We start from the raw sequence: 26619 nt of genomic DNA, 5'->3' as shown, positions 1-26619 counted from the left end.
GCCGCTATCGCTTGCGGCACGCCCCACCGCCCGGCCAGCCCGTCCAGCCGGGTCCGCGCACGACCTGGCCCGGCCGGTTCGCGGTCGGCTCGCCGTTGAGCAGCACAGCCTTGCCGTTGACATAGACCGACCGCATGCCGGCGGCGAAGGCCTGGGGCTGCTGCACGGTTGCGCGATCGACGAAGCTTTTAGGGTCGAAGACCGCAATATCCGCGTGATAGCCGGGCGCGAGCCGGCCGCGTTCCCTGATGCCGAGATTGGCGGCCGGCAGCGAGGTCATGCGCCGGATCGCCTCGGCCATCGGCATCCGCCCTTCGTCGCGAGCATAATGACCGACCACCCGCGCGAAAGTGCCATAGGCGCGCGGGTGCGGCCGCGATTTCAGGAACGGCCCCTCCGGCGCCTGCGCATCGGCATCCGATCCGAAGCTCATCCAGGGCAGCGCCACGGCGCGGGCGACATTTGCCTCGTCCATGATGCGATAGATGATGCCGACCCGGCTGCCATCTTCGATCACCAGATCCATCATCGTCTCGATCGGCGAGGTGTGGCGCATCGCCGCAATCTCGGCGATGGTCTTGCCGGTCAGCGGCTTCAGCTTCTCGCTCTTGAAGCCGACCGCGATCAGCCCGTCGGCGCCGCCCGAGGCACGATACATATTCTCCCAGCCCACTCCCGGCTTGCCGATCTCGTCGACCAGCCGCGCACGGACCTTCGGATCCTTCATCCGCTCGATCCATTTCTCCAGTCCGCCGGACTGGACCCAGGTCGGCATCGAGGCGTCGAGACCCGAGCCCGCGATGGTATAGGGATACATGTCGGCGGTGATCTTCAGGCCTGCCTGGCGCGCTGCCTCGACCCGCGCAATCGCGGCATCGATCTTCGGCCAATTGTCCTTTCCGGCTTGTTTGAAGTGATAGATTTCGGCGCGCGCGCCGGTCCTGCGCGAAATCTCGATCAGCTCGTCGATCGCCTCGATCAACCGGTCACCCTCGGACCGCATATGACTGATATACAGGCCGTCGCAGCGCCCTACCTCGTCGACCAGCGCGATCAGTTCGGGCGTCTCGGCATAACTGGCAGGCGCATAGATCAGCGACGATCCCACCCCGATCGCGCCATCGCGCATCGCCTTCGCCACCAGGCCGCGCATCTGCTGCAATTGCGCGGGCGTCGGATCGACATCCTCCTCGCCCAGCACGTTCGCGCGCACGGTGGTCGCGCCGATGAACGAAGCGACATTTGGCGCGATGCCGCGCTTGGCCAGCCAGTCGAGATATTCGGCAAGCGAGTTCCATGCGATCGGATATTTGACGTCGCTCTGGCGATCGACCGCGAGCCGCTTCATCCCCGGTGTCACCGGCCCGAAACTGTCGCCCTCGCCGAACACCTCCAGCGTCACGCCCTGACGGATATCGCTCAACCCGCGCCCGTCGGCGATCAGGGATTCGACCGCCCAGCTGAGCATATTGATGAAACCAGGCGCCACGGCGAGCCCCTTGGCATCGATCGTCGTCTGCGCAGTACCCGGCGCCTTTGGACCGACATAAACGATACGGTCGCCGCGGATCGCGACATCGCCGGTCACCGCTGCGCCGCCCAACCCGTCATAGATGGTGCCGCCTTTCAGGAGGGTGTCATACGTCGGACCGCCCCCCTTGCGTGCGGGCGCGGCCGAGCTCAGCGTGGCGGTCAGGAGAGTGGCGACGATCGCACTAGTCCGGAACTTCATCTCGATTTCTCCCATCAGCTTTATTTTCAGGTCGCGGGATTTTTGGCGTCACGAGAGGGACGAAACATCACGAACCGGTCGGTAACCGGATGACGAAAGCCCGACATTCTCGGACGTGGGATCCCCTGCCTGGCGTTCTTTCATTCAGCCAAACCATATTGAGAAGAAAAATATTCTCTAATCAAGACAAAATGTGCAAATCTTGCTGTTCCGTTGAGTTGCCCATTGAATGACCGCCTGAAGCATTGCCGCGACACCGACGCCGATGGCTGCTGAGAAGGGAACAGCCGGCGCCGAGCGCGGATATGATCGCATGGCCGGCGCTGTCGTGAATCGCTGAATTGCGCGAGCGCTATATGTGATGCTAGTTTTCACGGATGTTTATATGAGACCTCTGCTACATATGCCCTGAACAGGATATTGTGTCCCGTTCAGGACGTCCTGGCGGAACGGTCTTTAGGAGATGTTCGACGATGCAAAGCGGTCAACTCACACTCGGCACAGTGCTGAAGGGGCTTCGCAGCCGCAACAACTGGACGCTGAAGCAGATGAGCGAGCGCAGCGGCATTCCGGTGTCGACTTTGTCGAAGGTCGAACATGACCGCCTGACATTGACCTATGACAAGCTGCAGCAATTGAGCGAGCGGCTCAACATTCGCATGTCGGAGATGTTCGCCGAGGGCGAAACATCGGCCACATCGGGGGTGATGGCACGCCGCAGCATCGGCACGCTCGATCGGGCGGTGCGGGTCAACACTCCCAATTATGATTATTATTATCTGTGCACCGAATTGCGCCAGAAACGCATGATCCCCAATTTGACCAAGATCCGCGCCAAGTCGCTGCAGGAGTTCGGCGACCTGGTGCGTCATGCCGGCGAGGAATTCATCTTCGTGGTCAAGGGACGCATCGTCGTCCACACCGAATTCTACGACCCGGTCGAACTCGGCGAAGGCGAATCGATCTATATCGATTCAGCGATGGGCCATGCCTATCTCGTCGCCGAAGGCTGTGACGAAGCCGTGACGATCGGCGTGATGTCGAGCGGCGAGGACAATCTCATGACCTCGCTGATCAACATCCATGAGGAACGCACCCAGGATATCGCCGCGGCCTGAGGACGTCATAAACGTCGACACTGCGGGCTCGCTCCGAGTGGAACAGGCGCGTTCCCTGCCGCGAAATCGTCGGTTTAGGTGGAATCCCTTTTCCGTTCGTTTCGAGCGAAGTCGAGAAACATGCCACAAATGCTGCGCATAGTTTCTCGACTTCGCTCGAAACGAACGGAGGGGACGGACTAACTGAATTCGAAAACGCTCTGAACTCAGGGCTTCACGAAATGATAGGTCACATGCGGTTGCGAGCCGAACGACAGCCGCGGGTCCGCGTTCGTGCCGTAGAACTCCAGCCGGTCATAGGGCCCACCATCGCGCGCGCCGGTGACCAGTTCATACAAGCCGGGGCCGACCTGCTCCCAGGACGTCTTGCGCCCGCTATTCTCGACTGTGACGATATGATCCGCCGGCATTGAGATCTTCAGATCATATTCCGGTTGAGCCGCCTCGGCATAATCGCGGCGATTGCTGCGATAGCCGCCGAGAGGCGGCCGCTTCTCGCTGCCGGTCCAGCGCGGTGCGGGCTTTTGCGGAAAGACTTTTCCGATGATCGCATCGCTCAATTCGGTGCGCCCGAGATAGCTTCCGGTCCCGCCGGTGAACGACACGAAGAAGCCGAAATCGGCGGCCGGGGCGATGGTCAGGTTGGAGTGGAAATCCTGGGTGTTGCCGCCATGTCCGACCAGGCGCGGCCCGGCTTCGCGGTGAACCATGAAACCATGCGCCATCCCGGCAAGGTGCGGGGCATTGGCGAATGAATTGCTCTCCAGGAACGCGACCGATGCCGGGGTCAGGATCCGCGCCGTGCCAAGCTGCCCCTTGTTGAGCATGGCGAGCATGAAGCGCGCCATGTCGGGTGCGGTCGCCGAGGCCGATCCGGCCGGCATGATCAGGCTGTAATATTCGAATGGTGTAGCCAGGAGACGCCCGTCCTTCACCTCGTACCCCGTCGCCATATGGTCCCGCATCGCGCCGGTCAGCGGCTCGCGAAAGGTGGTCGTCATCATGCCGAGCGGACGAAAGATGTGCTTCTCGACGTAATCGGGATAGGGCTCGCCCGAGACGCGCTCGACGATATAGCCGGCCAGTGCAGCGCCATAGTTGGAATAGGAAATCTCGGTGCCCGGCGCCCATACTCGCGCCGGGATGTGCGCTTTCATCCAGTCGCGATACGGCACCAGCTTGCCTACATTCTCCGCCGTGATGCCCCCGATATCGCTCATCCCGGGTGTATGTTGAAACAGGTCGCGCACCCGGATCGGCGTCGATCCAAGGGCAGGAATCTTGTAGTCGAGATAGGTATTCACATCGGCGTCGAGATCGACCTTACCCTGCTCCACCTGCTGCATCAGCGCAGTCCAGGTGAACAGTTTCGACACCGATCCCGGCCGGAACAGCGTGCGCGCAGGATCGACCGGGATGCGCTTGTCGACATTGGCATAGCCATAGCCCCGCGAAAGCAGCACCTTGCCCTTGTAGACGATGGTCACCACGCCCCCTGCCACTTCGCGCGTAGCGATCTGTTCGGCCATCACGCCATCGATAAAGCTGGGTAGCGCCGCCAGGCTGACCGGACTGATCGCCACCGCCGCGGCAGCGCGATTCGCTTTGACGGCGGGGGTTTTCGCGGCGAGTGGCGCCGCCGTCACGGTGAGCGGCGCGATCGCCAGCAGGGCGCCGGCGGTCAGGGTTTTCGGGCTGTATTTCATCATGTCCGCCACTCCATTGTGATGCGGTCGATCTTCAGGGTTTGACAGGATGCGCCGCCGCCCCGGTCGAAGCGGCAGCGCTTCCTTGCTCGATCAGAATTTCACGCGCACGCCGGCGGTGAAATAGGTGCCGACAATATCGTAATGCGGGTTGCCGGCGGTGGTGATCGGCGGCGGCGCGTCGAACACATTGTTGACGTTGCCGAACAGGGTGAAGCGGTCCATCACCTTGAACTGCGCGCCGAGATCGAGATAGGTCCGCGACGCGATCTTGTTGTTCACCAGCGTGGTCAGCGCGCGATTATACAGCCCGCCATCGACATAGCGCACCCGGGCATCGAACCCGACGATGTTATCCTGATAGGTCAGGCCGAGCGTGCCACGCCATTTGGGAACGCCGTTGGCCGTCGCGTCGCCAACACTGCCCGCACTATCGACCCGGGTGACGCCCGTGTCGAAGATGAAGCTGTCGATATAGGTCGCCAGCGCACGCATTCGCAGCGTACCGCCCATGCTGCTGCTGACCCTGGACAAGGGCAGCACATAGGATGCTTCGATGTCGACGCCGCGGGTCGAGAAGCTGGCGATGTTCTGCGAATTGGAGAACACCGTTTCGACCGTCTGGGTCGTCGGGTTGCGGATGATCGAGTTGCACGCGGCCGTATTCCCCTTCGAACAGGCAAGTGTCAGGCTCGATGCGGTCAGGGTGGTGATCGCGCCGTTGATGTTCACATCGTAATAGTCGACCGCCAGGCTGAAGCCGCGAAAGAAGGACGGCGAATAGGTTATGCCGGCGGTCCAGCCCTTGCTGACTTCGGGCACCAGGTCCGGGTTCCCGCCGCTATAGGTGGTCACCGCCTGCGGCGTCGCATTATAGCCGGGAATTGCCACCCGGCCGGCACTGTCCTGATCGACCAGCGCGCCGACATTGATGTTCCGGACGCTGAACAATTCATTGATATCGGGCGACCGGATGTCACGCGAACGCGTCACGCGCAGCAACAGGTCATTGAACAGCCGTGCGGTGCCGCCGGCCTTCCAGGACCAGATACCGCCGCTATTGCTGTAATCCGAATAGCGCGCCGCGCCGTTAAGCTCGACTTTCGCCACACCCTCGGCGTCGATCACCGGGAAGGAAACCTCGGTAAAGGCTTCCTTCACGTTGAAGCTGCCCTTCAGGTCGCTGGTATAAACCGGCAGGCTGAAAATGCCGGCCACCGCATCGGCGTTGCGCGTGGATGAGATGCTCGACCAGCGCGCTTCGCCGCCGACAACCAGAGTAACCGGGCCGGCCCAGAGCGAGAAAAGGTCGCCCTGTATTTCGGCCGCCACCGAATCCAGTTTCGTCGTCGTCAATTGCTGCTGCGTCCCCGTGACGTAATCCACTGCCTCGGCCGAGGCGTTGTAGCGACCGAACGGATTGAGCGGGCGGCACGCCGGGTCGTCATTGGTGGTAATTGCATCGGCGTTGATCGCACAGACGATCTTGCCGCCGCTCGACACGGCGTCCAGCGCATTGGTGAAGTTGGCGTCGATCCGCGAATTCTCGAGCCGTTCATTCTCGTGAATCTCGCCATGGCTGTAATGCGCACGATATTTGAACTTGCCGAGGTCGCCGTTGATGCCGAACGCGCCTTCCCAATTCTCACGCTTGGTATTGAACCTCATCGACAGGACATCGCTGAACATACGGCCGAGCGTGAAGCTGGTCTCGCCCGCCGCCGCCAGCTGGTTGCGCACTGCCGCCGACAGGAATGGGTTGGTTGCCGAAATCGTCAGCGGCGGAACGATGAAATCGGTCAGGAATCGCGCATTGCTGGTCGATCGCCCATAGGTCCCATCGACCCAGATCGTCGCCCCACCCAGATCATAGCTCGCCCGGCCATAGATGTTGAGCCGGTCGAACGGCGTCGAGGCGCTGACATCGTCATATAGGCCAACACCGTCGGCGCCACCGATCATCTGGCCCGGAAAGGCTCCGGCGCCGAGCGGGGTACCACCGCGAAATGGACGCAGCACGCCATCGCTGCCGAAGTTCTGACCAGCCAGAACGCCGGTCGTGATCAGGCCATCCCGGCTGATATTGCCGTAATTCACGTCACGCGTCAGGCGCGTCGACAAATCGGTCAGACTGGTCGGATTGACCCGCACGATCCCGGCGCTGCCCAGATTGCGCCGCGAATTGCGATCGAAGATCCCCTCATCCTTGAGATACTCGCCGCCGATCATGAAATGGCCGTTGCCACCCGCGAATTTTGTGCCGAAGCTGGCATCGAAACCATACCGCATGCCGTCGCCGCGCGATGAAATGCCGCTCTGCGCGCCGACCGTTACGCCTTGCAGATCGTCCTTGAGGATAAGGTTGACCACGCCGGCGACCGCGCCCGACCCCCAGGCCGCAGATGCACCGCCCGTCACGACCTGAACCTGCTCGATCAGGCCGGTCGGCACGAAGTTCAGATTGTTATCGCCGACGAAACGCCGTCCGTTGACCAGAGTCAGCGTGCGATTGATGCCAAGGCCGCGCAGATCGACCGGCGCCGTACCGGTCGAAGTGTTGCCGTTCGAGACCTGCGGCGTCACCGTCGCGCGAAATTGCGGCTGATCGTTCAAGACTTGCTGGATATTGGCGCGCGCGCCCTGCCGCAGTTCGACATCACCGAGCACCGTGGTGGGCGTGGGTTGATCGAAACCGTCGCGACGAATGCGCGACCCGGTGACGATGATTTCCCGGCCATCGTCCCCAGCCTCAGCACCGGCTGGCTCGATACCGGCCTGTTCGGCAGGTGTGTCGGCGGTCTGCGGCGCGGTTGTTGCCTGAGCCAGGGCACCGCTGCTGTACATCAAGGCAATTGCCGACGTCGCACAGCATAGAATCCGTTCGATTTTCATCCCTCTTCCCCTTTTTTTGTCTCGACGGGCTGCCTGCCAGCCTCGTGGCTCGCGGGTTCTTTGGAGGATCGATTCCTCATTTTCGGCCAGCCCGGCCGCATTCAGTGCGCATCCGAGACAAATCACGCTTTTATACTCCCGACAAGAGAATTTAATCCTGAATGGGCGTTTTAATCTCAAGTGAGACAAAAATCCTTCGGTCCTTAGACCCGCCTCGCCGACCCGGCCGCGAACGAGCGACAGGTTGCCCAAGCCGCTGACCCGAACGCCTCGCGACTGATTCAAGGTCTATATCGCTCATGGCAGGGTCGCACCGGACGAGACCCTGACCGGGTTTCCGCCGCGCTCTTTCTCATGATGAAGACAATCGGCCGATCGAACCCCGCTGTTCGACCGCTGTTCGACCGCTGTTACGCCTTAGCCGACCCCTGTTATTCATAACAGCGGTAAAAAGGCATAAGCACCTGAAAATCAAACAGAAATCCGGACCGGAAATCCAACTTAACAGGGGTGGTTTTTTATTTTTTGGCGGAACAGCGGAGATGGTCACATTTCGTCATCTCTTGAAACCCCCGCGTTATCCGCTCGCGCGACGCGGTCGCTAGCTTGCCGGCAACCCGCACGGAGAAACAGAGACATGGCAACACCGATCGAACGCAGGCGACTCATCCAGGCCGCGGGGCTTGCGGTGGCGCTGTTCAACGCCGACCGCGCCACCATCGCGGCGCCGGGATGGCAAGCCAGAAAGACTCCCCGATCGCCCTGGTATGATCTGGGGCTGTTCGAGGACGGCGTGATGAACAGCCAGCTCCTGCATGCACTCGGAACCACCTATTCGGGAAGCGCCGACATCGGCGAAGTCCTCGATACCGGAGTCCGGATCGACGGCACCGACGATTGGAGCTGGCCACGCGAATGGATGAACACGGCGCAGCGCGTCGAGCGAACGGCCCGGGCGAGCGAGCAGCAGGATCGTCGGACAAGCGCCGGCAAAGCCTATCTGCGTGCCGCGACCTATTACCGCCAGGTGGTCATGCACCATCCGGAGCCCAGTCACTCCAGCAATCGCGACGCGGCCCAGCGTTCGTCCGACGCCTATCGCCAGGCAGTGCGATTGCTGCGCTGGCCGGCACAGCCAGTACAGATACCCTATGAAAACACTGCCTTGCCCGGCTATTTCCTGCGCTCGCCACGCGCACGCGGCGATGCGCCACTCATCATCCTGCAACAGGGCCGCGACGCCTGGCCGGAAGCGAGCAAGCACATCTGCGACGATGCGCTCGAGCGCGGCTATCATGCCCTGTTCGTGCACAGCCCCGGCCAGGGCATGGCATTGCGGGCGCAGGGTTTGCCATTCCGCCATGACTGGGAACGCGTCGTCTCGCCGATGATCGACTTTGCCGAGCGGATCGCCGGGGTCGACCGGAAGCGGATTGGCTTGCTCGGCTGGAGCATGGGCGGCGCACTCGTGCCGCGCGCCGCGGCGTTCGAGCATCGCATCAAGCTGATCGTCGCCAATCCCGGCGTTCTCGATTGGGGCGCATCGACCTTCGAGCAGCTCGAGATCTATATTCCGGAATTGCTGCCTCTGCTGGACAGCGATCCCGCACGCTTCGATCGCGAAATACGCGCTCTGATGGATCAGCAGCAGCTCATTCGCTGGTTCATGCGCGATGCCATGGCCAAGCACGGCGTCGGATCGCCATCGGCACTGCTCTTCGAACTCCGGCGATATTCAAATGTCGACTCGGTTCGCAGGATCAAGGCACGCACGCTCGTGATGGACGGCAGCGGCGAGACCACCAGCGTCGGCCAGGCGCGGCAGCTCTATGACGCGCTGCGCTGCCCCAAGACCTTCATGCTGTTCGAGGCCGAGGATACGGGCCTGCTGCATTGCCAGGAGGGCGCGGCCGCGGTGAGCGACCACCGACTGTTCGACTGGATCGACGAATATATCTGAGCCAACCGCCGGTACCCGGCGAACTAGCGCGGCTTGTAGGAAATGCTGGCCTGCCCGCTGGCTTGGACCGGCATGAACAATCCCTCGCCCGTGACCTTCAGGGTTCCGTTCGTCACGGTGGACACATTGGCGGCAAACACGAAATCGCCTTCGCGGTGGCCGGCAATCGCTTTCCGCGCCGCGAGGAGGACCTTCTGATAATCGCCGCCAAAATCATGCGTCAACGATGCGCGTATCCCCTCCAGGACCGACGGATCCTCGAACAGCGAGAACAACAGGTTGACGACACGACTGTCGGCCTGCCCGGCGATCTTCAGGTCGCGGACCAGCACCCGCTGTGAATTCGTCTCATTATAGGGAATGGCGGACAGCCAGATCACGCCGCTGGTAGTAGCGCGGATGCCGCTGCGCTGCTGGACCTTGGCCTGTATTCCGACCGCCAGACGGCCGCCATCCGTGGCATAGATGGTCACCTTGCCGAATTCCGCATCGACCGGCCCGATGCCGGTCAGACTGATCCCCTTCTTTGCCCGCCTCACCAGCGCGCGTTCGACCACCGGCTCAAGCTGCGCATAGTCCGCGAGAACCGGAATGAAGAAGCGCAGGCCCTTGGATCCATAACGGGGTGATGGCGGCGGCAACGGCGTGGGCGTTGGGTCAGCCGGACGATCACCCACGAACGTCTCGGTCAGGGCCTGCGCCGCGAGGGTCATTTCGAGCGTGCGGCCGGAGACGCGATACCCTTCGAAGCCCAGCTCGCGCGGCGTTACCCGCATCCAGACCGGCGGGCGCTCGCGGTTGAGCAGGATCGAGGCGAAGCCCTGTTTCCACAGGCCCTGCAAACGATCGTGCATGCGGAGTTTGGCAAGCTCCTTGGGCAGATCGCGCTCGAGGTTGGCGACCACCGACTTCAGCTTGGCGTCGGCCTTGCTGGTGAAACGGATCCTCTGGCCGAGGAAATCGATGCCGGGTGGATCGGTCCAGTCATAGGCGATGTTGACCTTCGCCACCGGCGACCAGCGCCGATCGACCGACAGTTTCGCCTGCGCCCGGACGATGGCGGCGCCGGTCGCCGTTTCCTGCTTGATGATGCCGCCGACATTCTTCGCGCTGATTGCGGCGCGGATCGGCATGGTGATCGTGAGCACATCGCCGCTGCCGCTCAGGCTGATCCGCCCGCGCGTCACTTGCCCGGCGATCCGGCAGTGCAGGGTCGGCGTGACTTTCAGCTTCTTGCCGAACACCTTCAAGCGCTGAGCCGGCACGCAACTCGGCACGAATTCGTCGATCTTCCACAGGGTCTGCGGCGTGCGCTGGTTGAGGCCCGCTTCCAGATCGGCGAGCCCGACGCTGATCGGGACGACGATGGTCGACGTCTGCTGCGGCAACTCCGCCGGCGATTGATTCTTCGGGGGTGCGGGATTGCCGGTCGTGCTGCTGCAGGAGGCCGACAGCAGTGCCAGGCCCAGTACGAATGTCCGCCGGAATCGGAGGAGGTGTCCCAATATCATGGCCCCGTCGCGATCAAGACCGGGATTCGAATTCGAAGTCTCAATCATGGAGTGATCGTGATCCTGTCGCCCAACTGGCTGACACTACACCATTATTGACTTAACAATCCATGCGCCATTGCTTTGAGGTGCAACTCTATCCCACCCGGTCAGCCACTGTAGCGATCGACGATCCTCCCTCGAGCGTCCTGTGTACCGGGCATTTCGCGGCAACATCGATCAGCCGCTCATGCTGCTCTTCGGTCAGCGCAGCGCCCCGGATCCGGACCGTCTTGTGGAAGATGTCGACCATGCCCGCCCTGCCCTCGACCGCGCCTTTCCGGTGCGTCACATCCACCGCGATATGGTCCACCGGCCATTGGCGCTGGCGCGCAAACCAGCGCACGGTCATTGCGGTACATTCGCCCAGCGCGGCGGTGAGCAGCTGATAGGGTGACGGACCGAGATCGGCGCCCCCCATCGATGCTGGCTCGTCACCGACGACGATATGACCGCCTGTCACGATCCGGACAGCAAACGGGCTCTCTCCTGTCTCGGTGACACTGACGCTGACAAGGTCACTCATGATCTGCCCTCCTCGATGAATGCAACGAAGCCGGCGACGAACCCGGCGAGCTTTTCGCGAACGGCATCGTCGGTCAGCCGCCCTTCGGCATCGAACGATCCGCCGGCGCGCGCAGCAAGCAGGCGTCCCTCGAACCAAGGCTTGGTGCCGAGCGTACGCAGCACGCCGAGCCAGGCATTCTGCGCCAATATCGTGCCGAACCCGCCCGGCGACGCCCCGATCACCGCGACGGGTTTCGCACCGAACACCCGGCCGATATCGCTCGCCGGGCGGGACAGCCAGTCGATGCTGTTCTTGAATACGCCGGGAATGCCATTGTTGTATTCAGGGGTCGCCAGCAGCAGCCCATCGGCCGCGGCAATCTTATCCTTGAGATCGGTCACCGCGCGCGGCAGCCCCTCGGCCACTTCCACATCGGCATTATAGAGCGGGATGTCGTTGATGGTGTGGACCTCAAGCGTCGCGCCATCGGGCATCAGCTCCGCCGCGGCACGCAACAGCCCCAGATTGAACGACTGGCGCCTGAGGCTGCCGGCGATGCCGATGATGCGCGTCACTGCCCCTCCATCAGTTCAGTTTCGATCGGGACGCCGTTCCTGATGACCAACGTCACCGGCGTCCGCTCCGCGACATCGGCCAGTTTCGCGCGCTGGGCAACATCGAGCGGTCCCTTCACGTGCAACCTGCGCTCGATCCGGTCCCCCTGATCGTTGCGAATGAATGTCAACGCCACGTCAATCCCTTCTAACGGCCAGGTCTTGCGCTCGGCATATATTTTGAGCGTCGCTGCGGTACAGGCGCCAAGCGCGGAGAGCAGCAAGTCGAGCGGTGCCGGCCCCTTGCCCTGCCCGCCCAGCTTCACCGGCTCGTCGGCGGTCAGCCGGTGATCCCCCGCGTCGATTGCAACTGCGTAAGGCGTCGAGCCGATCACGGCACCGACCTTGCTCAATATATAATCCTTGCCCGGAGTCATTGCGCCGTTCCCGATGGTCCGGCCGGTGGCGGCGGAAGATCGGGGAGCGGAATGAACTCCTGATCATCGGCATCGGGCAGCTTCATCCGCCCCGCCTTCCAGTCGGCTGCGGCTTGCGCCAGCCGGTCTTTCGAGGAGGATACGAAGTTCCAATAAAGGAAGCGTTCGCCAAGCGGCTCGCCGCCCAGCAACATCACCGTCGCATGCCTGGTAGCTCGTACCTTTGATGCATCCCGCCCCAGCACGAGCATCTTGCCGGCCGTATATTCGGCGCCGTCGAACTCCACTGCGCCGGTCGCGACATAGAGTGCGCGCTCGGAATGATCGGTCGGGATTTCGGCCATTGCCCCCGGTTCCATCTCCAGATGGGCGTAGAATAAGGGCGAGTGCGTCCGCACTGCAGCTGTCAGGCCATAGGCACTGCCGGCAATGAGCTGGCCGTGCACGCCTGCATCGCTCCATTGCGGCAGGTCGCCGCCCTCATGGTGCGAGAAGGCAGGATCGGTTTCCTCATCCGCTTGCGGCAGTGCGACCCAGGCCTGGATGCCGTGCAGACGATCGCCCTCCGCTCGTGCCTTTTCGAACCGCTCGCTGTGCGTGATCCCGCGCCCGGCGGTCATCCAGTTGACCTCTTGCGGACGTACCGGCAGCACCGAACCGATGCTGTCGCGGTGCATGATCTCGCCGGAAAACAGATAGGTGACGGTCGAAAGACCGATATGCGGATGCGGACGGACGTCCAGCGAGCGATCAATGCCAGGCGCAAGATCGAGCGGCCCCATATGGTCGAAGAACACGAACGGCCCGACCATTCGCCGTTTCGCAAAGGGCAGGACACGCCCCACTTCCAGTCCGCCGCCCAGGCTGCGTCGACGCTCGTCGATCACCATCTCGATCATGACAATTCTCCCGCCGGCATGCGCTGGCTGTTGATGATATCGGAATAATCGCAATGCGTGACATCATTGCGGTGAGGTGAATCCGGTTCCCGGATGAAGGGAACCGGACTCGGACGGTCAGGCTGCCAGTTGCGTAAACCGGCCGCTGTTGAAATCGTCCACGGCCTGGTGGATTTCCGCTTCGCTGTTCATGACGAACGGGCCATGCCCGACGATCGGTTCGTCGATCCGCTCCCCGGTCAGCACCAGCAGCATCGCATCGCCATCGGCATGGATCGCCACATCGCCTCCCTCGCGGCTCAGCAGCAGCATTTCCGCCTCGCCGACCGCATGGGCGGCATTCACCGTGACATGGCCGGTCAGCACGACCAGCATGGCGGTATGCCCCTCCGGCAGATCCAGCACGATATCCGCATCGCGATTGAGCCGCAGGTCCCAGAGATTGACCGGCGTGAAGGTCTTTGCAGGCCCCTTCCTGCCGCCGAACTCGCCCGCAATGATGCGCGCCTTGCCGACCCCGCCGGGCAGGTCGACGACCGGGATATCGGCGTTCAGGATTCCCTGATAGCCGCCGGGCGCCATCTTGTCCTTCGCCGGCAGGTTGACCCATAGCTGCACCATCCGGAATGGCCCGCCGGTCTTGGCGAAGGCGGGTGAATGATATTCCTCGTGAACGATACCGCCACCGGCCGTCATCCATTGCACGTCCCCGGGACCGATGACGCCGCCATTGCCGGCCGAATCCCTGTGTTCGACCTCGCCGTCATAGACGATGGTGACCGTTTCGAACCCGCGGTGCGGATGCTGCCCGACGCCGCGGCGATCGGTGGTCGGTTCGAAATAATGCGGCCCGGCATAATCGAGCAGCAGGAACGGACTGATATGCGTCCCCAGGCTGTTATACGAAAAGAGCGAGCGCACCGGAAAGCCGTCGCCCACCCAATGGCCGCGATTATTGCCGTAACGGCCGAGAATCTTCTTGCTCATCACATTTCTCCGAAGCGGTCGCGCCTCTCTGACGGGCCAATCGCTGTTAGAGTGGAAATAGCACCGCGACGATGGTGCCAAAAGATTGCAAAATCCGACACATCGTCCTAAAAACAGGACGATGCAGGACCTGAATGATCTTTATTACTTCGTTCAAGTGGTCGATCATGGTGGTTTCGCGGCCGCCGGGCGCGCACTCAATATCCAGAAATCGAAGCTCAGCCGCCGCATTGCATTGCTGGAGGAGCGGCTGGACGTGCGGCTGCTCAACCGTTCCTCCCGCCGTTTCTCCGTCACCGAAATCGGCCGTGAATATTATGACCGCTGTGTCGCCGTGCTGGTCGAGGCGGAGGCAGCGGAGCAGGTAATTGCCGAAGTACGCGCTGAACCGCGCGGCGTGGTGCGCATGAGTTGCCCGGCGGCGCTGCTCTCATTCCAGTTCGGTGCGATCGTTTCGCGCTTCCTGGTCGCAAACCCGGCGGTCGAACTTCACCTGGAAAGCACCAATCGGCGGGTGGATGTCATCGCCGAAGGATTCGACATCGCCATCCGGGTGCGTTTCCCGCCGCTAGAGCCAAGCGACCTCATCATGCGGCGTCTCGACGAAAGCACACAATGCCTGGTTGCCAGTCCGGCATTGGTGTCCGGCGCGCTGCACTCGCCGGCCGATCTCAATGATCTTCCAAGCCTTGATCTCGGGCCGCCGCATCGCGACCATCAATGGCAGCTTCATCATGCCGATGGCCGAACGGCGGTCGTGCCGCACCGGCCGCGCCTCGTCACCGACGATATGGCCGTGCTGCGCGATGCGGCGATTGCGGGTGTCGGCATCGCCCAGCTTCCGACGCTGATGATCTGGGAGGATGTCGAGGCCGGCCGGCTCATCCATGTCCTGCCGCAATGGCGCCCCCGCGCCGGCATCATCCACGCCGTGTTTCCCTCACGGCGTGGCCTGCTTCCTTCAGTACGGGCGCTGATCGAGTTTCTCGCCGACGAATGCGTCAGGCAGCGTCAAAGTGCCGGGCCCGTTCTCCACGATCTCGACGCGGATATGGTCAGTTGATCGCCTCGGGCGGCACGATCGGCACGAGCAGCGGCGCGATCGGCACGCCTTCCTCGACCAGGTCCCTGACCTCCTCGGCGGTGGATTGGCCGTGAATCGGCCCTGAGGCCTCGTCGCCGACATGCATCGCGCGAGCGCGATCGGCAAAGGCGCGGCCAACCCATTCCGAGGTTTCCAGCGCCTTGGATTGTGCCGCGGCAAGTGCTTCGAACGCTGCCTTCATCGCCTCGGGCGTGGGGAGGGTCGAGGGCATGGACCGGCTGTTGCTCTTGGCAGGAATACTCGGCGCCATTGCGGCCTTGATCACATCGGTCGCACCACAATAAGGGCAGGAAACCAGCCCGCGCTCGCGTTGCTCCTCAAATGCCGAGCTCGATCCGAACCAGGCTTCGAAGACATGGTCGCCGGCGCATTTCAGGTCGAAGACGATCATCGCGCAACCGTCACGGCGGGAATAGCGCGGCGATGCGACAGAACCGGAATGCGGCCACGCACATCTACAACCCGCGCCGGATCGATCTCGGCAAAACCCAGACCGGGCTCCTCGCCCATGTCGAGTATGACCTCACCCCAGGGATCGATCACCAGCGAATGACCAAATGTCGCACGGCCATCTTCATGAACGCCGGTCTGGGCAGCCGCGACGACATAGGCCCCCGCCTCGATCGCGCGCGCGCGCAGCAGGACATGCCAGTGTGCCGCGCCGGTCGGACGCGTAAAGGCCGCCGGCACGGCAAGCAGCGTCGCGCCGGCATTGCTCAGCGCACGGTACAGGTCGGCAAAGCGCAGATCGTAGCAGATCGACAAGCCGAGCGTGCCCGCCGGGGTCTCCACCACCGACGCGCTGTCTCCGGCACCGTAATTCGCGGATTCGCGCCAGCTCTCGCCGGTCGGCAGATCGACATCGAACAAGTGAAGCTTGTCGTAGCGCGCCCGGATTGCGCCCTTGTCATCAATCACAAAACCGCGATTGGCGAGCTTGCCGTCCTCCCGTCGCACCGCCAGCGATCCGAGATGCACCCAAAGACGGTGCTCGGCGGCGGCGGCCCGGACCGCAGCAAGGACCGGATCGCTGTCCTCCGTCGTGATGTTGCCGGCCCCACGTTCCCGATCTCGGTCGATCAGGCCAGACATTTCCGGCGTGAAGGCCATGCTCGCGCCACCCGCTGCCGCGTGTGCGATACCATCCGTCAGGGTCGCTGCATTGACCGCGGGATTGATCCCGCTGGTCATCTGAAGCACGGCAATCCTCATGCCGCCAGCAGCGCGTCCAGCTTGCCTTCGCGCTCCAGCGCAGCAAGCTCGTCCGATCCACCGACATGCCGGCCGTCGATGAAGATCTGCGGAACGGTACTGCGGCCACTGGAACGATCGAGCATCTCCGCGCGCTTCGGGCCGCCCATGGTAATGTCGAATTCCTCGACCTCAGCTTGCTTGGCGGACAGGAGCTTCATCGCCCGCGAGCAATACGGACAGAAGGCTTTGGTATAGATTTCGACTTTTGCCATACCGCCGAAATGTGGTGTGACCGGCCGCTTGTCAATCGCTCTGGGTCGCATCGAGCACCCGGGCCCAACACAAGATGGTCACGCTGGCGACCCCGGCACGGAGCAGCATCCGTGAACAGCTGTCGCTGGTCGCACCACTGGTATGCACGTCATCGACGAGGATCACGGCCTTGCCGCGCAGGCTGTCCTTGCGCGCAGAATCGACCTGGAAAGCACGAGCGACCATCTTCTCGCGTTCGCGCGGCCCCAGCCCGCGCATTGACGGCGTGGCCTGAATCCTATGCAGGATCGTCAGATCCGCCGCGATGCCGCTCGTCCGCGCCAATGCGGTCGCGATCAAAGCCGCCTGGTTATAGCCGCGCGACCAGATCCGCCAGCGATGGAGCGGGACAGGCACGAGCAGATCGGCCTGTGCCGGCATCAACCGCGCCATCTGACGCGCGACGGTTTCTGCATAGGCGGTGCGGCCGCCATATTTCAGCTTCAGCGCGACGGTCCGCGAGACCTCGCCATAGGCGACAGCCGCGCGAACCCCGGCGTGGCGCGGCGGTGCTCGGTGGCATTCGGCGCACAGCGCTCCCTCGCCCCTGTCATAATCGAACGGGAGATTGCACCCGGCACACCAGGGCGGCCCGAGGAAACGCAACGCGCTCCAGCAGGTGACGCAGAAACGATGATCCTCGATCGTCACCGCGCCGCATCCCGGGCAGCGCGGCGGCAAGGCCAGGCCGGCAGCGAACCTGAAAGGCGCAAGCGGTGTCACACACCCCTTGTCGCGGCACCGCGCGCACGGCACAAGCCCGGCCGTGACGCCACCCGATATCTTCGACCGCAACCTCCGCCGCCGCCGCCGCGATCGTGCCGCACCGAACTTTGCCGCACATGATTTTCTGCGCGCGGCGATGCTCGAGGGGATCACTGAGCGGCTGGAGTCGGTTACGCGGTCTTTTTCCGACGTACTCGATCTCGGCTGTTTCGATGGCGCCTTCGCAGCGCCGCCCGATGCGCAAGTCGTCAGAAGCGACCCGGGCGCGGTGTTCGCAGAGCTGACGCAGGGCATTCAGGCCGATGAAGACCGGCCAAGCTTTCCCGATGCCTCCTTTGACCTGATTGTCGCGGCAGGGACGCTGGACACTGTCAGCGACTTGCCCGGCGCGCTGGCGCTGGCGCGTCGGGCGTTGCGGCCCGACGGATTGTTCATGGCGGCATTTACCGGTGGCAACAGCCTGTCGACGCTTCGTGCCGTGCTGCGCGAGGCGGAGGGCGAGCGACCTGCGGCACGGATCCACCCGCAAGTCGATGTGCGCTCGGCGGGCGACCTGCTGATGCGCGCGGGTTTCGCGCTGCCCGTCGCTGACGTCGAGACATTGACGGTGCGCTACCGTGATATCTGGAGCTTGTTCCGCGACTTGCGCGGCATGGCGGCGACCAATGTGCTGCCGGGCACGCCGCCGCTCCGCCGCGACACGCTGGTGCGCGCTGCGCAGGGCTTTGCGGATCGTGCCAACGACGATGGACGTACCAGCGAGCGGTTCGATATCGTCTTTCTGACCGGCTGGGCGCCCGACGAATCGCAACCGAAGCCGGCGCGGCGCGGTAGTGGCACGACCTCCCTGGCGGCGGCACTCAATCGCCGCGATTGATCAGCCGATCATCCCGTCGCCGGACCCCTTGGCCAGGATCCGGCCCATCGCATCGAACAGCGCATCCATCGCCACCGGCTTGAACAGCACTTCATCCGCTCCTTCGGCGAGGCAGCGTTCGCGCAGGTCGATGGCGGTGTCCGCGGTAACCACGATGATCGGCAAGCTAGCCTTGGCATCGTTACGGGCGCGAATGTGCCGAATCGCGGTGAGGCCATCCATGCCCGGCATACGCAGATCGACCAGGATGATCGCATAGTCATTCTCATCGATCATCTTCAGGCCGATCTCAGCGCTTTCGGCGCCTGTCATCGTTGCCCCGGCAACGTCGAGCATGTCGCCCACGACGCGACGGTTCATCTGATCGTCTTCGATGAAGAGGACGTTCATGGCTGCAAGGCCGTCAGCGATTCGGTGCGCGACATGATCGTTTCTGCCTCTTTCACCCTATGCGGCGCGTGACACAGACGAACTCGGCGCCCTGTCGTCCAAAGGATAGAGCAAGTCCGCCAACGCCGCTCCAGCGATCGGCTTGGCCACCATTGCATCCACACCGGATGCAATCAAGCGATCACGTTGCGCATCATCCGGCGCTGCCCATAATATGGACGTGTGCGCATCGCCTGCGGCATGGGCAATCGCCCGCAATGCTGCATCGACATCGCCGGTGGCCTTTACCGTCGCGTCGTCGATCAGCACTTGGCTGATCCCGCCGCCGTCGAGCCGCTCCACGGCCTCTTCGACCGAGCCGGCAAAGACCACCGTGCCGGCGCGTGCTTCAAGCAATGCACGCAACATGCTGCGCGTGATCGGGCTGCGATCGACGATCAACAGGGCGCCTTTTTCATTTGCCGCGCTCGCCACCGCCTCGGGCGGATTCGCCAGCACCAGCGGCAGTTCGAGCGTGAAGGACGATCCCGAACCGGAAACGCTCTCGACCCGAACATCGCCGTTCATGGCCCGTGCGAGATTGCGGCAGATTGTCAGGCCCAGCCCGGTACCGCCAAATTTGCGGGTCGTACCGGCATCGACCTGGCGGAAGGATTCGAAGATGATGTCCTGCTTGTCGGCAGGAACGCCGATGCCGGTATCGCTGACGGTGATCGCGAGCGTTGCGCCGGTCGCGGCAGCGCGTACCGTCACCGCGCCGGATTCGGTGAACTTCAATGCATTCGACAACAGGTTGAAAACGATCTGACGCAGGCGGGCGGCATCGCCTTCGATCCAGTTGGGCGCGGCATCGAGGTCGAGTGTGAAGCCGATGCCCCTGCCCTTTGCCTGTTCCTCCCACAGCCGCGCGACATCGCGCAGCGTCGCTTTCAAATCGAGCGCGACCGCCTCGATCGTCATGTTGCCGGTTTCCATCTTGGCGACGTCGAGGATATCGTCGACCAGCGCGCGCATCGTCACGCCGGCGCTATGGACGACGCCGATCCGGTCGCGCATCGGATCGCTGAGCTTGCGATCTGCAAGCATCACCTGGGTCATGCCGAGAATGCCGTTGAGCGGCGTGCGGATTTCATGGCTGGTGGTGGCGAGGAATTCGGTCTTCGCGGCCAGCGCCTTGCCCAGAGCATCGTTGGTGGCGGCGAGATCGATATTGGCAGCCCGCACCTCGTTGCGGCTGCGCCGCAAGGTAACGATGCCATAGGCCAGCATCGACAGAATGATCAGCGTCACCAGCGCAATGCCGATGAAGATGAATTGCTGCATTTCGGCGCGCGAGCGTTCGAACTCGATATTGCGCTGCAACTCGTCCGCTTTGAGCTTCGCGATACGCAGTTCTTGATTGGCATAGTCGAACCGCGCCGCCATCAGCGCAGTGTTGGTCGACGTCGCAAGCTTGGTCGTCTGATCGTCGAGCCGCCTCAGTGCCTCGAGATGCGTCAAGGCCGCGTCATTCAGGCCCAATTTGCGGAATATGTCGTACGCGGTTTGATGATTGGCGCGAAATGACAGGGTGGTGGTCGCCGGATCAACACCGGCAAAGCTGCGGACGATCAGTTGCTGTGCCTGGGCAAGACGACCCCGCTGCAACGCCGCTTGAGCAGCGACAGCGGCGAATTGCGCATTCGAGGCGGCGTCGCCCGAATCGACGAGCTTCCATCCCTCGCGGATTGTCGCATCGGCTGCGTCGAGCTTGTTCGCGACCAATTGTCCGCGGGCGATGTTGCGCATGATCTGCGCCTCAAGCCCGGGGCTGTTCATGGTTTTAGCCAGGTCGAGCGCCTTGCGGAACTGTTCCTCGGCCTCGTCATAGCGTTCGAGTTCCTTGAACGCTTCGCCGCGATTGTTGTAGATCGACAGCTGCAATTGCGGATCACCCTGATACACGTCGAGTGCTTGCCCGTAATATTTCAGTGCGTTCTGATAATCCTTGGCCTCCTGGTAGAGCGCGGCGATACTGAGCAGAGCGATCGCGCGGCTGCGCGTCTCCCCGCTGTCGCGGAAAATATTATGCGCCTGCTGATAATCGGCGAGCGCCGCCGACACCTCGGTCGTCGCCATGTGCAGACCGCCTCGCGACAGCAGCACATCGCCTTTCAGCTTGGTCGGCTTCTTTTCGGCGGAGAGCGCGGCCAGTGCACTGTTGATCAGGGGGCGTGCCTCATCGATCTGATTCAGTCGCAAATGCGCTTCGCCCTGCAACCAGCGGGCGGTGGCGATACCGACATTTCGCTGCGGCCCAGCCAGAACGCCCGCAACCTTTTCAGCTTGCTTTGCCTTGACGATGGTCTTGGCGGGATCGGCGAGCATCATCGCCTTGGCCTCGGCGATCATCACGTCGAATCGCGTGCCGGCACCGGCAGCTTCAGCATGGGCAGGCTGGGCCGCCGCACAATGCGGTGCAGCAACCCCGGCCAGGGCCAGAATGAGCAGCACATGCCGGAGCAGTGCGTGAAGGCGTGTCCCCGTCATGTCGTTACGGTTCTGGTCCAGATAGCTTAAGGTCAGACTAAAGAAGCACCGATTCGGTGTTATCCGCTCTTCCAGAAGCTTGCCGGCCGCTTGAACATCGACGGCGCACTATATTCCTCCGGGCGAAGCTTGTCGTCGCGCAGGAACTGGCGGAACGCATCGATCGAGATCGGGCGGCTGATCAGATAGCCCTGTACCATATCGCAGCCCATAACGGTGAGCAGCGCCATTGCTGCCTGAGTCTCGACCCCCTCGGCGGTGACTTCCATCTCGAGCGCATGAGCCAGATCGATGGTGGAGCGCACGATCAGCGGGTCGCGGTTGCTGCTGGTCAGCTGCAACACGAACATCTTGTCGATCTTCAATTCGCGCGCCGGCAACTGCTTGAGATAGGCGAGCGAGGACAGGCCCGCGCCATAATCGTCAATCGCAATGGTGATACCGACATCGGCGAATGTCTGGAGGTTGGCGATCGCACTTTGCGGATCGCGAATCACCGATGTCTCGGTGATCTCGAACCCGATCCTGGCGGCGTTGTCGCAAACCTTCGCGCAAGCCTCGGCCACGAAGCTCGTATCGGCGAGCAATTGGCCGGAGATATTGATGAAGATGGTCAAGTCATGACCATCCGCGGCCAGCGTCCGCTGATCCTCGATCACCTTGTCGAGCGTCCACAACGTCAGCGGCCCGATCTCGCCGATCTCTTCTGCGAGCGGGATGAAATCACCGGGCAGCACGAGCCCCCGCGTCGGGTGCTGCCAGCGCACCAGCGCCTCGGCGCTGGATATCTCCTGCCGCCGGACATGAACCTTGGGCTGATATTGCAGAAACATCTCGCCATTGGCGATCGCGGCGCCGAGTTCGCGTGTCAAAGTGAGCCGGTCGAACGCCGGCGTCCCCATCGACAGGTCGCGGATCACGATTGCCTGCTCAACGCGCGCCTGGTCGAGTGCACTTTCGGTTTCTTCGGCCAGGCGGACATCCTCGGTCGCACCGACTGGTGCGGCGGCGGCGCCGAACAGCATGCGGATCTCATGCGGCTCACCGTCGATGTTGACCGGCGTGGCAAATATCTCGGACAGGCTGGCAAGTGCCCGTTCCAGATCGGCGATTACATCGCCTTCGAAACCGAATTCAACGATCGAGCGTCCGACAACCGAAACGCGCACGCCACCCAGGATCGACGCGACCTGACTGGAGATGTCGAAAGCGAGCCGATCGGCGCGTCCGCGGCCGAGATGGCGACGCAGCGCAGCGAAATTGGCAATTTCGCTCAAGCACAGAAATTGCCACGCCTTGACCGGCCTTGGGCCAGGACCGTCGGACAATTCGAGGTTGCCGATGATCGACATGCGTCGTCCGGCGCGGAACGCATCCATGCTTCCCTGAATGTCGGCGCTCGGCTCGATCCGGGCGCTTTGCGCCACGACCGACGGCGCCGAAATACGCAGTTGCGACCCGCATCGCACGGCATGGGGACCGGGTCCCGAATCTCTGGAAGCGCGCGCCATCATCTCGGGAGCTATCATCAGACGCTAAAGGAACTCTTAAACCGCCGCGCAGACTCCCCGCAAAGCCCGGAAATCCGATTGCTTTATCCTTAAAAAACCATTAATAATCACAAGCACTCACCTGAGTGCAACAAGGGAGAAAGCGTATGCTCAAGTTCATTCTTGCGCTGGTGTATGGCGAGCTGATTCGCCCCTGGTAAGCCAGTCGGTCGGTCCGATACCTGGTAAAATTGGCCGCTTCAGAGCGGGTTAGCCAAGGGTCGGATCGATATTTCTTGCTTCAGGCGCGTCGAATTTCCGCGCCGCCACGACTTGTCCGAAAAGTCGGCGCCCCCGATTGAGCTCTGATTCGGGATTTGCGTATTTTGCGCATATCGAGCGCCATTCCGGCACAAATTTAGTTGAGCGTATTATTTGGCAGGCGCTGTTTTTAGCGTCGAACCGCCTCGTACAGCCGCGCCATGAACGCCGCGCCGCGCTCCAGTTGAGCGATTTCGAGATATTCGTCAGGCTGATGTGCCTGTTCGATCGAGCCGGGCCCGCAGATCACGACCGAGAATCCCGCCTGCTGAAACTGCCCTGCCTCGGCCGCGTAGGAAACCACGCGCGCCGGTCCATTATCGCCCGCGAGGCGGCGAGTCAGCAACTCCGCGGCACCGCCTGGTTCCGGCGCAAAAGAGGGCGTGGCCGATCGCCGCACGACCTCCACCCCCGCCCCTTCGAAGCGGGCCCGCAGGATCGCATCCTGTCGAGCGCATTCGGTAATGAAGGGCGCGATGATCGCGTCCGGCTCCTGACCGGGCGGTGCGCGCAGATCAAAGACAAAACTACACTCCCGCGCCAGGATATTGACTGCTGTGCCGCCATGGATCTGGCCGATCGTCAGTGTCGCATGGCCGGGGCAATAGAGTGACGCTGGATCGGCATCATGCTCCAGTGTCTCGGCAATTGCGGCGAGTTGATTCATCAGGCCCACCGCAACCATGTTCGCCGAGACACCGAGATGCGTTAGGCTGGAATGCGCCTCATGTCCCGTCACGGTAACGCGCCATGTCGCAATTCCCTTATGGCCACTCACCACTTCCATATTCGTCGGCTCACCGACCACCACCGCAGCCGGCGGTGGCAATTCGGTCACCAACTCGCGGATCATTGATGGCGCACCGAGGCACCCGACCTCCTCGTCATAGGAAAAGGCGAAATGCACGGGTCGCGCATTGCTTCCACGCGCGAAATCCGGCGCAGTCGCCAGTGCGAGCGCCAGAAAACCCTTCATGTCGCAGGTACCGCGCCCGTGCAGCCGGTCGCCGCGCCGGGTCAGCGTGAAAGGATCGCTGCTCCAGGGCTGGCCATCGACCGGCACGACATCGGTATGTCCTGACAAGACGATTCCGCCCGGAGCGGATGGGCCAAGCGTGGCATAGAGATTGGCCTTGGTACCCTCGGCATTGGCGACGCGGCGCGAAACAACGCCCAGCCCTCCCAGCAGCGCTTCGACATATTCGATCAGTGCCAGGTTCGAGATCGCGCGATGTCGTATCGAACGCAACCAGCCGGGCGAGATGCTCGGTGGCAGCGATATTGATCTCGGCTGGCGTCATCGCGCCAGCCTTAGCGGCACTCCTGCCAGCCGCCTAGGGCCAAACCCATGGGCATCCCCGGTTTGCCCTCTTCACACTCCCACTCCGTTCGTTTTCGAGCGACGTCGAGAACCAGGCCCAGAATCCAGGCAATGTTTCCTGGCTTGTTAAAGTGCGGGGATAAGATGGATCACCTCAAAAACGCTTCGAGCATCCAACACACGACCCGGTCCGGCGAATCCTAAATATCTCATATAAATCAATTATATAGCGCTTCGACGGCACGGCTGCGCAAGGAGATATGTTACACGACCGGTGTAACATATCTCCCCGTCATTCCGCCGATGGCACGATTCAACCATGGCACGAGATCGGGCAAACCATCTCTTGCCGGACTGATGCCGGCACGCTCTTTCCCAATGTCGAACCAGGATTGCCACAGCGCCGCCCGCGCAGTGGTGCAACCCAGAGCCGCCACCCTCCCGTCCGATAGCCCTCCCGGGCAGTAGATGGGTCAGGCCGGCACGGCCTCGCGCTTGTCTGCAACGGTTTTCCGATCCGGTACGGGGTTGGAAAACTCCATCTCCGCGTCGACCGAGCCATATTTCAGCGTCAGAATGTCGAGCGCATAATTCTGGTAGAGCTTCCAAGGCTTGCGATCCCCTTGCTTGGGGAATTTCTCCATCGCGCGGGTGACATAGCCGGAGCTGAAATCGAGAAATGGCTCGGGCTGCATTGCTTCGGTCGAGATCCGCGGCGTCGCCTGGCGCAGGCCGCGTTTGGTCATCGTGTTGAGCAGGCGACAGACATAGCCGCAGGTCAGGTCGGCCTTCAGCGTCCAGGAGGCATTGGTATAGCCGAACGACGATGCCAGATTGGGCAGGTCGCTATACATCATACCCTTGTAATTATAGGTCTTCGACAGATCGACCGCGGCGCCGTCGACACTGAACGCGACATCGCTGAGCAGCTGCAGCTCGAGTCCGGTGGCGGTGACGATGACATCGGCGGCAAGCTCGCCGCCGGACTCCAGCTTGATCCCCGACGGTGTGAAGGCTTCGATCCGATCGGTGACGACCGAGGATGTCCCGGCCTTCAGCGAATCGAACAAGTCAGCGTCGGGTACGAGGCAGAGCCGCTGGTCCCAAGGATTGTAGCGCGGCGTGAAATGCTTTCCGACGTCATAGTCGGGACCGAGATGGTCGCGCACCATGCCGATGATCCGCTCCTTGACCCGTTCCGGCTTCCGCCGTGCAAGGCGGAAGAAGAACATGCCGAACAGCACATTCTTCCAGCGCGTAATACCATACGCGACTTTCGACGGCAGCTTGGAACGCAGCCAGTTGGCGATGCTGTCCTCCGACGGGCGCGACACCACATAGGTCGGCGAGCGCTGCAGCATGGTCACGTGCGCGGCACGCTTGGCCATTTCCGGCACCAGCGTCACGGCGGTCGCGCCGCTCCCGATCACCACGACGTTCTTGCCCGAATAATCCAGATCCTGCGGCCAGTGCTGCGGATGGACGATGTCGCCGGCGAAGCTCTCTGCACCGGGGAAATCGGGTGTGTGGCCCTTGGCGTAATTGTAATATCCGCTGCACATGAAGAGGAAATTGCAGGTAATCCGGACTGGCCCGTCCGGCCCGTCGGAGACGACCGTCCAGCGCGCATCTTCGGTCGACCAGGAGGCGGTCTTGACCTGATGATTGTATCGGATGTGGCGGTCGATGCCGTTCTCGTGCGCGGTGTCGCTGACATATTTCAGGATCGACGGTCCGTCCGCGATCGCCTTCGCCTCGGTCCAGGGGCGGAAGGAATAACCGAGCGTATACATGTCGGAATCGGAGCGGATGCCGGGATAACGGAATAGGTCCCAGGTGCCGCCAAGCTGCGGGCGCCCCTCGAGAATCACATAGCTGCGATCCGGGCTCAGCGTCTGCAGATGATAGCCGGCGCCAATACCCGAAATTCCGGCACCGACCACAATCACGTCGAAATGTTCAGTCGTCATATCGTCTCTCCGCAATACCCGATATTCGATTTTTCGGTTGC

The 26619-nt window shown here is 62.4% G+C and carries 22 protein-coding genes; 4 read left to right on the top strand and 18 right to left on the bottom strand.

Annotation, left to right across the window (positions count from 1 at the left end; all coding sequences use genetic code 11):
* Positions 1-4: 4 nt before the first annotated feature.
* On the bottom strand, positions 5-1732 hold the full coding sequence (locus H3Z74_RS06235; RefSeq protein ID WP_187763073.1) for an N-acyl-D-amino-acid deacylase family protein: 1728 nt from the start codon (positions 1730-1732) through the stop codon (positions 5-7).
* 473 nt (positions 1733-2205) lie between these two features.
* Here H3Z74_RS06235 and H3Z74_RS06230 point away from each other — a divergent pair, with 473 nt between their 5' ends.
* Positions 2206-2850, top strand: coding sequence for a helix-turn-helix domain-containing protein (locus H3Z74_RS06230; protein WP_187763072.1), 645 nt, complete (start codon positions 2206-2208; stop codon positions 2848-2850).
* A 206-nt stretch (positions 2851-3056) separates the two neighbouring features.
* Here H3Z74_RS06230 and H3Z74_RS06225 read toward each other — a convergent pair whose 3' ends face one another.
* Together H3Z74_RS06225 and H3Z74_RS06220 are read right to left on the bottom strand one after the other, a co-directional pair.
* Entirely contained in the window at positions 3057-4559 is a 1503-nt protein-coding gene (locus tag H3Z74_RS06225) for a serine hydrolase domain-containing protein (protein ID WP_187763071.1), read from the bottom strand.
* 90 nt (positions 4560-4649) lie between these two features.
* Entirely contained in the window at positions 4650-7448 is a 2799-nt protein-coding gene (locus H3Z74_RS06220) for a TonB-dependent receptor plug domain-containing protein (RefSeq protein WP_187763070.1), read from the bottom strand.
* Positions 7449-8085: 637 nt separating this feature from the next.
* Here H3Z74_RS06220 and H3Z74_RS06215 point away from each other — a divergent pair.
* Positions 8086-9408 carry an alpha/beta hydrolase family protein gene (locus H3Z74_RS06215; protein ID WP_187763069.1) on the top strand — a complete coding sequence of 441 codons (1323 nt, stop codon included), beginning with the start codon at positions 8086-8088 and terminating at the stop codon, positions 9406-9408.
* A gap of 23 nt (positions 9409-9431) precedes the next feature.
* Here the strand turns inward: H3Z74_RS06215 and H3Z74_RS06210 are convergent, their stop codons facing one another.
* The 6 genes from H3Z74_RS06210 to H3Z74_RS06185 form a co-directional block, all read right to left on the bottom strand.
* Positions 9432-10919: a DUF4403 family protein gene (locus H3Z74_RS06210; protein WP_187763068.1), complete on the bottom strand. Its 1488-nt coding sequence runs from the start codon at positions 10917-10919 to the stop codon at positions 9432-9434.
* A gap of 136 nt (positions 10920-11055) precedes the next feature.
* On the bottom strand, positions 11056-11484 hold the full coding sequence (locus H3Z74_RS06205; protein WP_187763067.1) for an OsmC family protein: 429 nt from the start codon (positions 11482-11484) through the stop codon (positions 11056-11058).
* Complete coding sequence (locus H3Z74_RS06200) at positions 11481-12041, bottom strand: NADPH-dependent FMN reductase (RefSeq protein ID WP_187763066.1); 561 nt, start codon at positions 12039-12041, stop codon at positions 11481-11483. The genes H3Z74_RS06205 and H3Z74_RS06200 overlap by 4 nt, the downstream gene beginning before the upstream one ends.
* A complete protein-coding gene (locus H3Z74_RS06195) occupies positions 12038-12457 on the bottom strand; it encodes an OsmC family protein (RefSeq protein ID WP_187763065.1) in 420 nt (139 codons plus the stop codon). The genes H3Z74_RS06200 and H3Z74_RS06195 overlap by 4 nt, the downstream gene beginning before the upstream one ends.
* Positions 12454-13356: a pirin family protein gene (locus H3Z74_RS06190; RefSeq protein ID WP_187763064.1), complete on the bottom strand. Its 903-nt coding sequence runs from the start codon at positions 13354-13356 to the stop codon at positions 12454-12456. Before H3Z74_RS06190 ends, H3Z74_RS06195 begins: the two co-directional genes overlap by 4 nt.
* Before the next feature lie 117 nt (positions 13357-13473).
* Positions 13474-14343, bottom strand: a complete 870-nt coding sequence (locus tag H3Z74_RS06185; RefSeq protein ID WP_187763063.1) for a pirin family protein — start codon at positions 14341-14343, stop codon at positions 13474-13476.
* Positions 14344-14464: 121 nt separating this feature from the next.
* Here H3Z74_RS06185 and H3Z74_RS06180 point away from each other — a divergent pair, with 121 nt between their 5' ends.
* Positions 14465-15406, top strand: a complete 942-nt coding sequence (locus H3Z74_RS06180) for a LysR substrate-binding domain-containing protein (protein WP_187763062.1) — start codon at positions 14465-14467, stop codon at positions 15404-15406.
* Here H3Z74_RS06180 and H3Z74_RS06175 read toward each other — a convergent pair.
* Genes H3Z74_RS06175 through H3Z74_RS06160 form a run of 4 tightly spaced genes read right to left on the bottom strand, consistent with a single transcriptional unit; the run spans position 15399 to position 17677 of the window.
* A complete protein-coding gene (locus tag H3Z74_RS06175; RefSeq protein WP_187763061.1) occupies positions 15399-15839 on the bottom strand; it encodes a DUF1178 family protein in 441 nt (146 codons plus the stop codon). The two genes, H3Z74_RS06180 and H3Z74_RS06175, sit on opposite strands and share 8 nt — an antisense overlap.
* Positions 15836-16660, bottom strand: a complete 825-nt coding sequence (locus H3Z74_RS06170; RefSeq protein ID WP_187763060.1) for a carbon-nitrogen hydrolase family protein — start codon at positions 16658-16660, stop codon at positions 15836-15838. Before H3Z74_RS06170 ends, H3Z74_RS06175 begins: the two co-directional genes overlap by 4 nt.
* A complete protein-coding gene (gene grxC, locus H3Z74_RS06165; protein ID WP_187763059.1) occupies positions 16657-16914 on the bottom strand; it encodes a glutaredoxin 3 in 258 nt (85 codons plus the stop codon). The genes H3Z74_RS06170 and grxC overlap by 4 nt, the downstream gene beginning before the upstream one ends.
* A 31-nt stretch (positions 16915-16945) precedes the next feature.
* Positions 16946-17677, bottom strand: a complete 732-nt coding sequence (locus tag H3Z74_RS06160) for a ComF family protein (protein ID WP_187763058.1) — start codon at positions 17675-17677, stop codon at positions 16946-16948.
* Between the two features lie 43 nt (positions 17678-17720).
* On the opposite strand from H3Z74_RS06160, the gene H3Z74_RS06155 reads away from it, so the two are divergent.
* Positions 17721-18557, top strand: a complete 837-nt coding sequence (locus H3Z74_RS06155; protein WP_187763057.1) for a methyltransferase domain-containing protein — start codon at positions 17721-17723, stop codon at positions 18555-18557.
* Here the strand turns inward: H3Z74_RS06155 and H3Z74_RS06150 are convergent, their stop codons facing one another.
* The 5 genes from H3Z74_RS06150 to H3Z74_RS06130 all read right to left on the bottom strand — a co-directional run bounded on the left by H3Z74_RS06150 (position 18558) and on the right by H3Z74_RS06130 (position 26578).
* Positions 18558-18947, bottom strand: a complete 390-nt coding sequence (locus H3Z74_RS06150) for a response regulator (RefSeq protein ID WP_187763056.1) — start codon at positions 18945-18947, stop codon at positions 18558-18560.
* Between the two features lie 57 nt (positions 18948-19004).
* On the bottom strand, positions 19005-21476 hold the full coding sequence (locus H3Z74_RS06145) for a sensor histidine kinase (RefSeq protein ID WP_229726924.1): 2472 nt from the start codon (positions 21474-21476) through the stop codon (positions 19005-19007).
* Between the two features lie 59 nt (positions 21477-21535).
* Entirely contained in the window at positions 21536-22903 is a 1368-nt protein-coding gene (locus H3Z74_RS06140) for an EAL domain-containing protein (protein WP_229726923.1), read from the bottom strand.
* 514 nt (positions 22904-23417) lie between these two features.
* The gene (gene argE, locus H3Z74_RS06135; protein ID WP_326838804.1) at positions 23418-24536 is read right to left on the bottom strand and encodes an acetylornithine deacetylase; all 1119 of its coding nucleotides are present in this window, start codon (positions 24534-24536) and stop codon (positions 23418-23420) included.
* Positions 24537-25081: 545 nt separating this feature from the next.
* Positions 25082-26578, bottom strand: a complete 1497-nt coding sequence (locus H3Z74_RS06130) for a flavin-containing monooxygenase (RefSeq protein WP_187763055.1) — start codon at positions 26576-26578, stop codon at positions 25082-25084.
* Positions 26579-26619 lie beyond the last annotated feature (41 nt).

The organism is Sphingomonas alpina (genome assembly GCF_014490665.1).
Classification (GTDB): domain Bacteria; phylum Pseudomonadota; class Alphaproteobacteria; order Sphingomonadales; family Sphingomonadaceae; genus Sphingomonas; species Sphingomonas alpina.
Note: the sequence above shows the minus strand (reverse complement) of the source record. Positions and strands in the feature narration are given on the sequence as shown.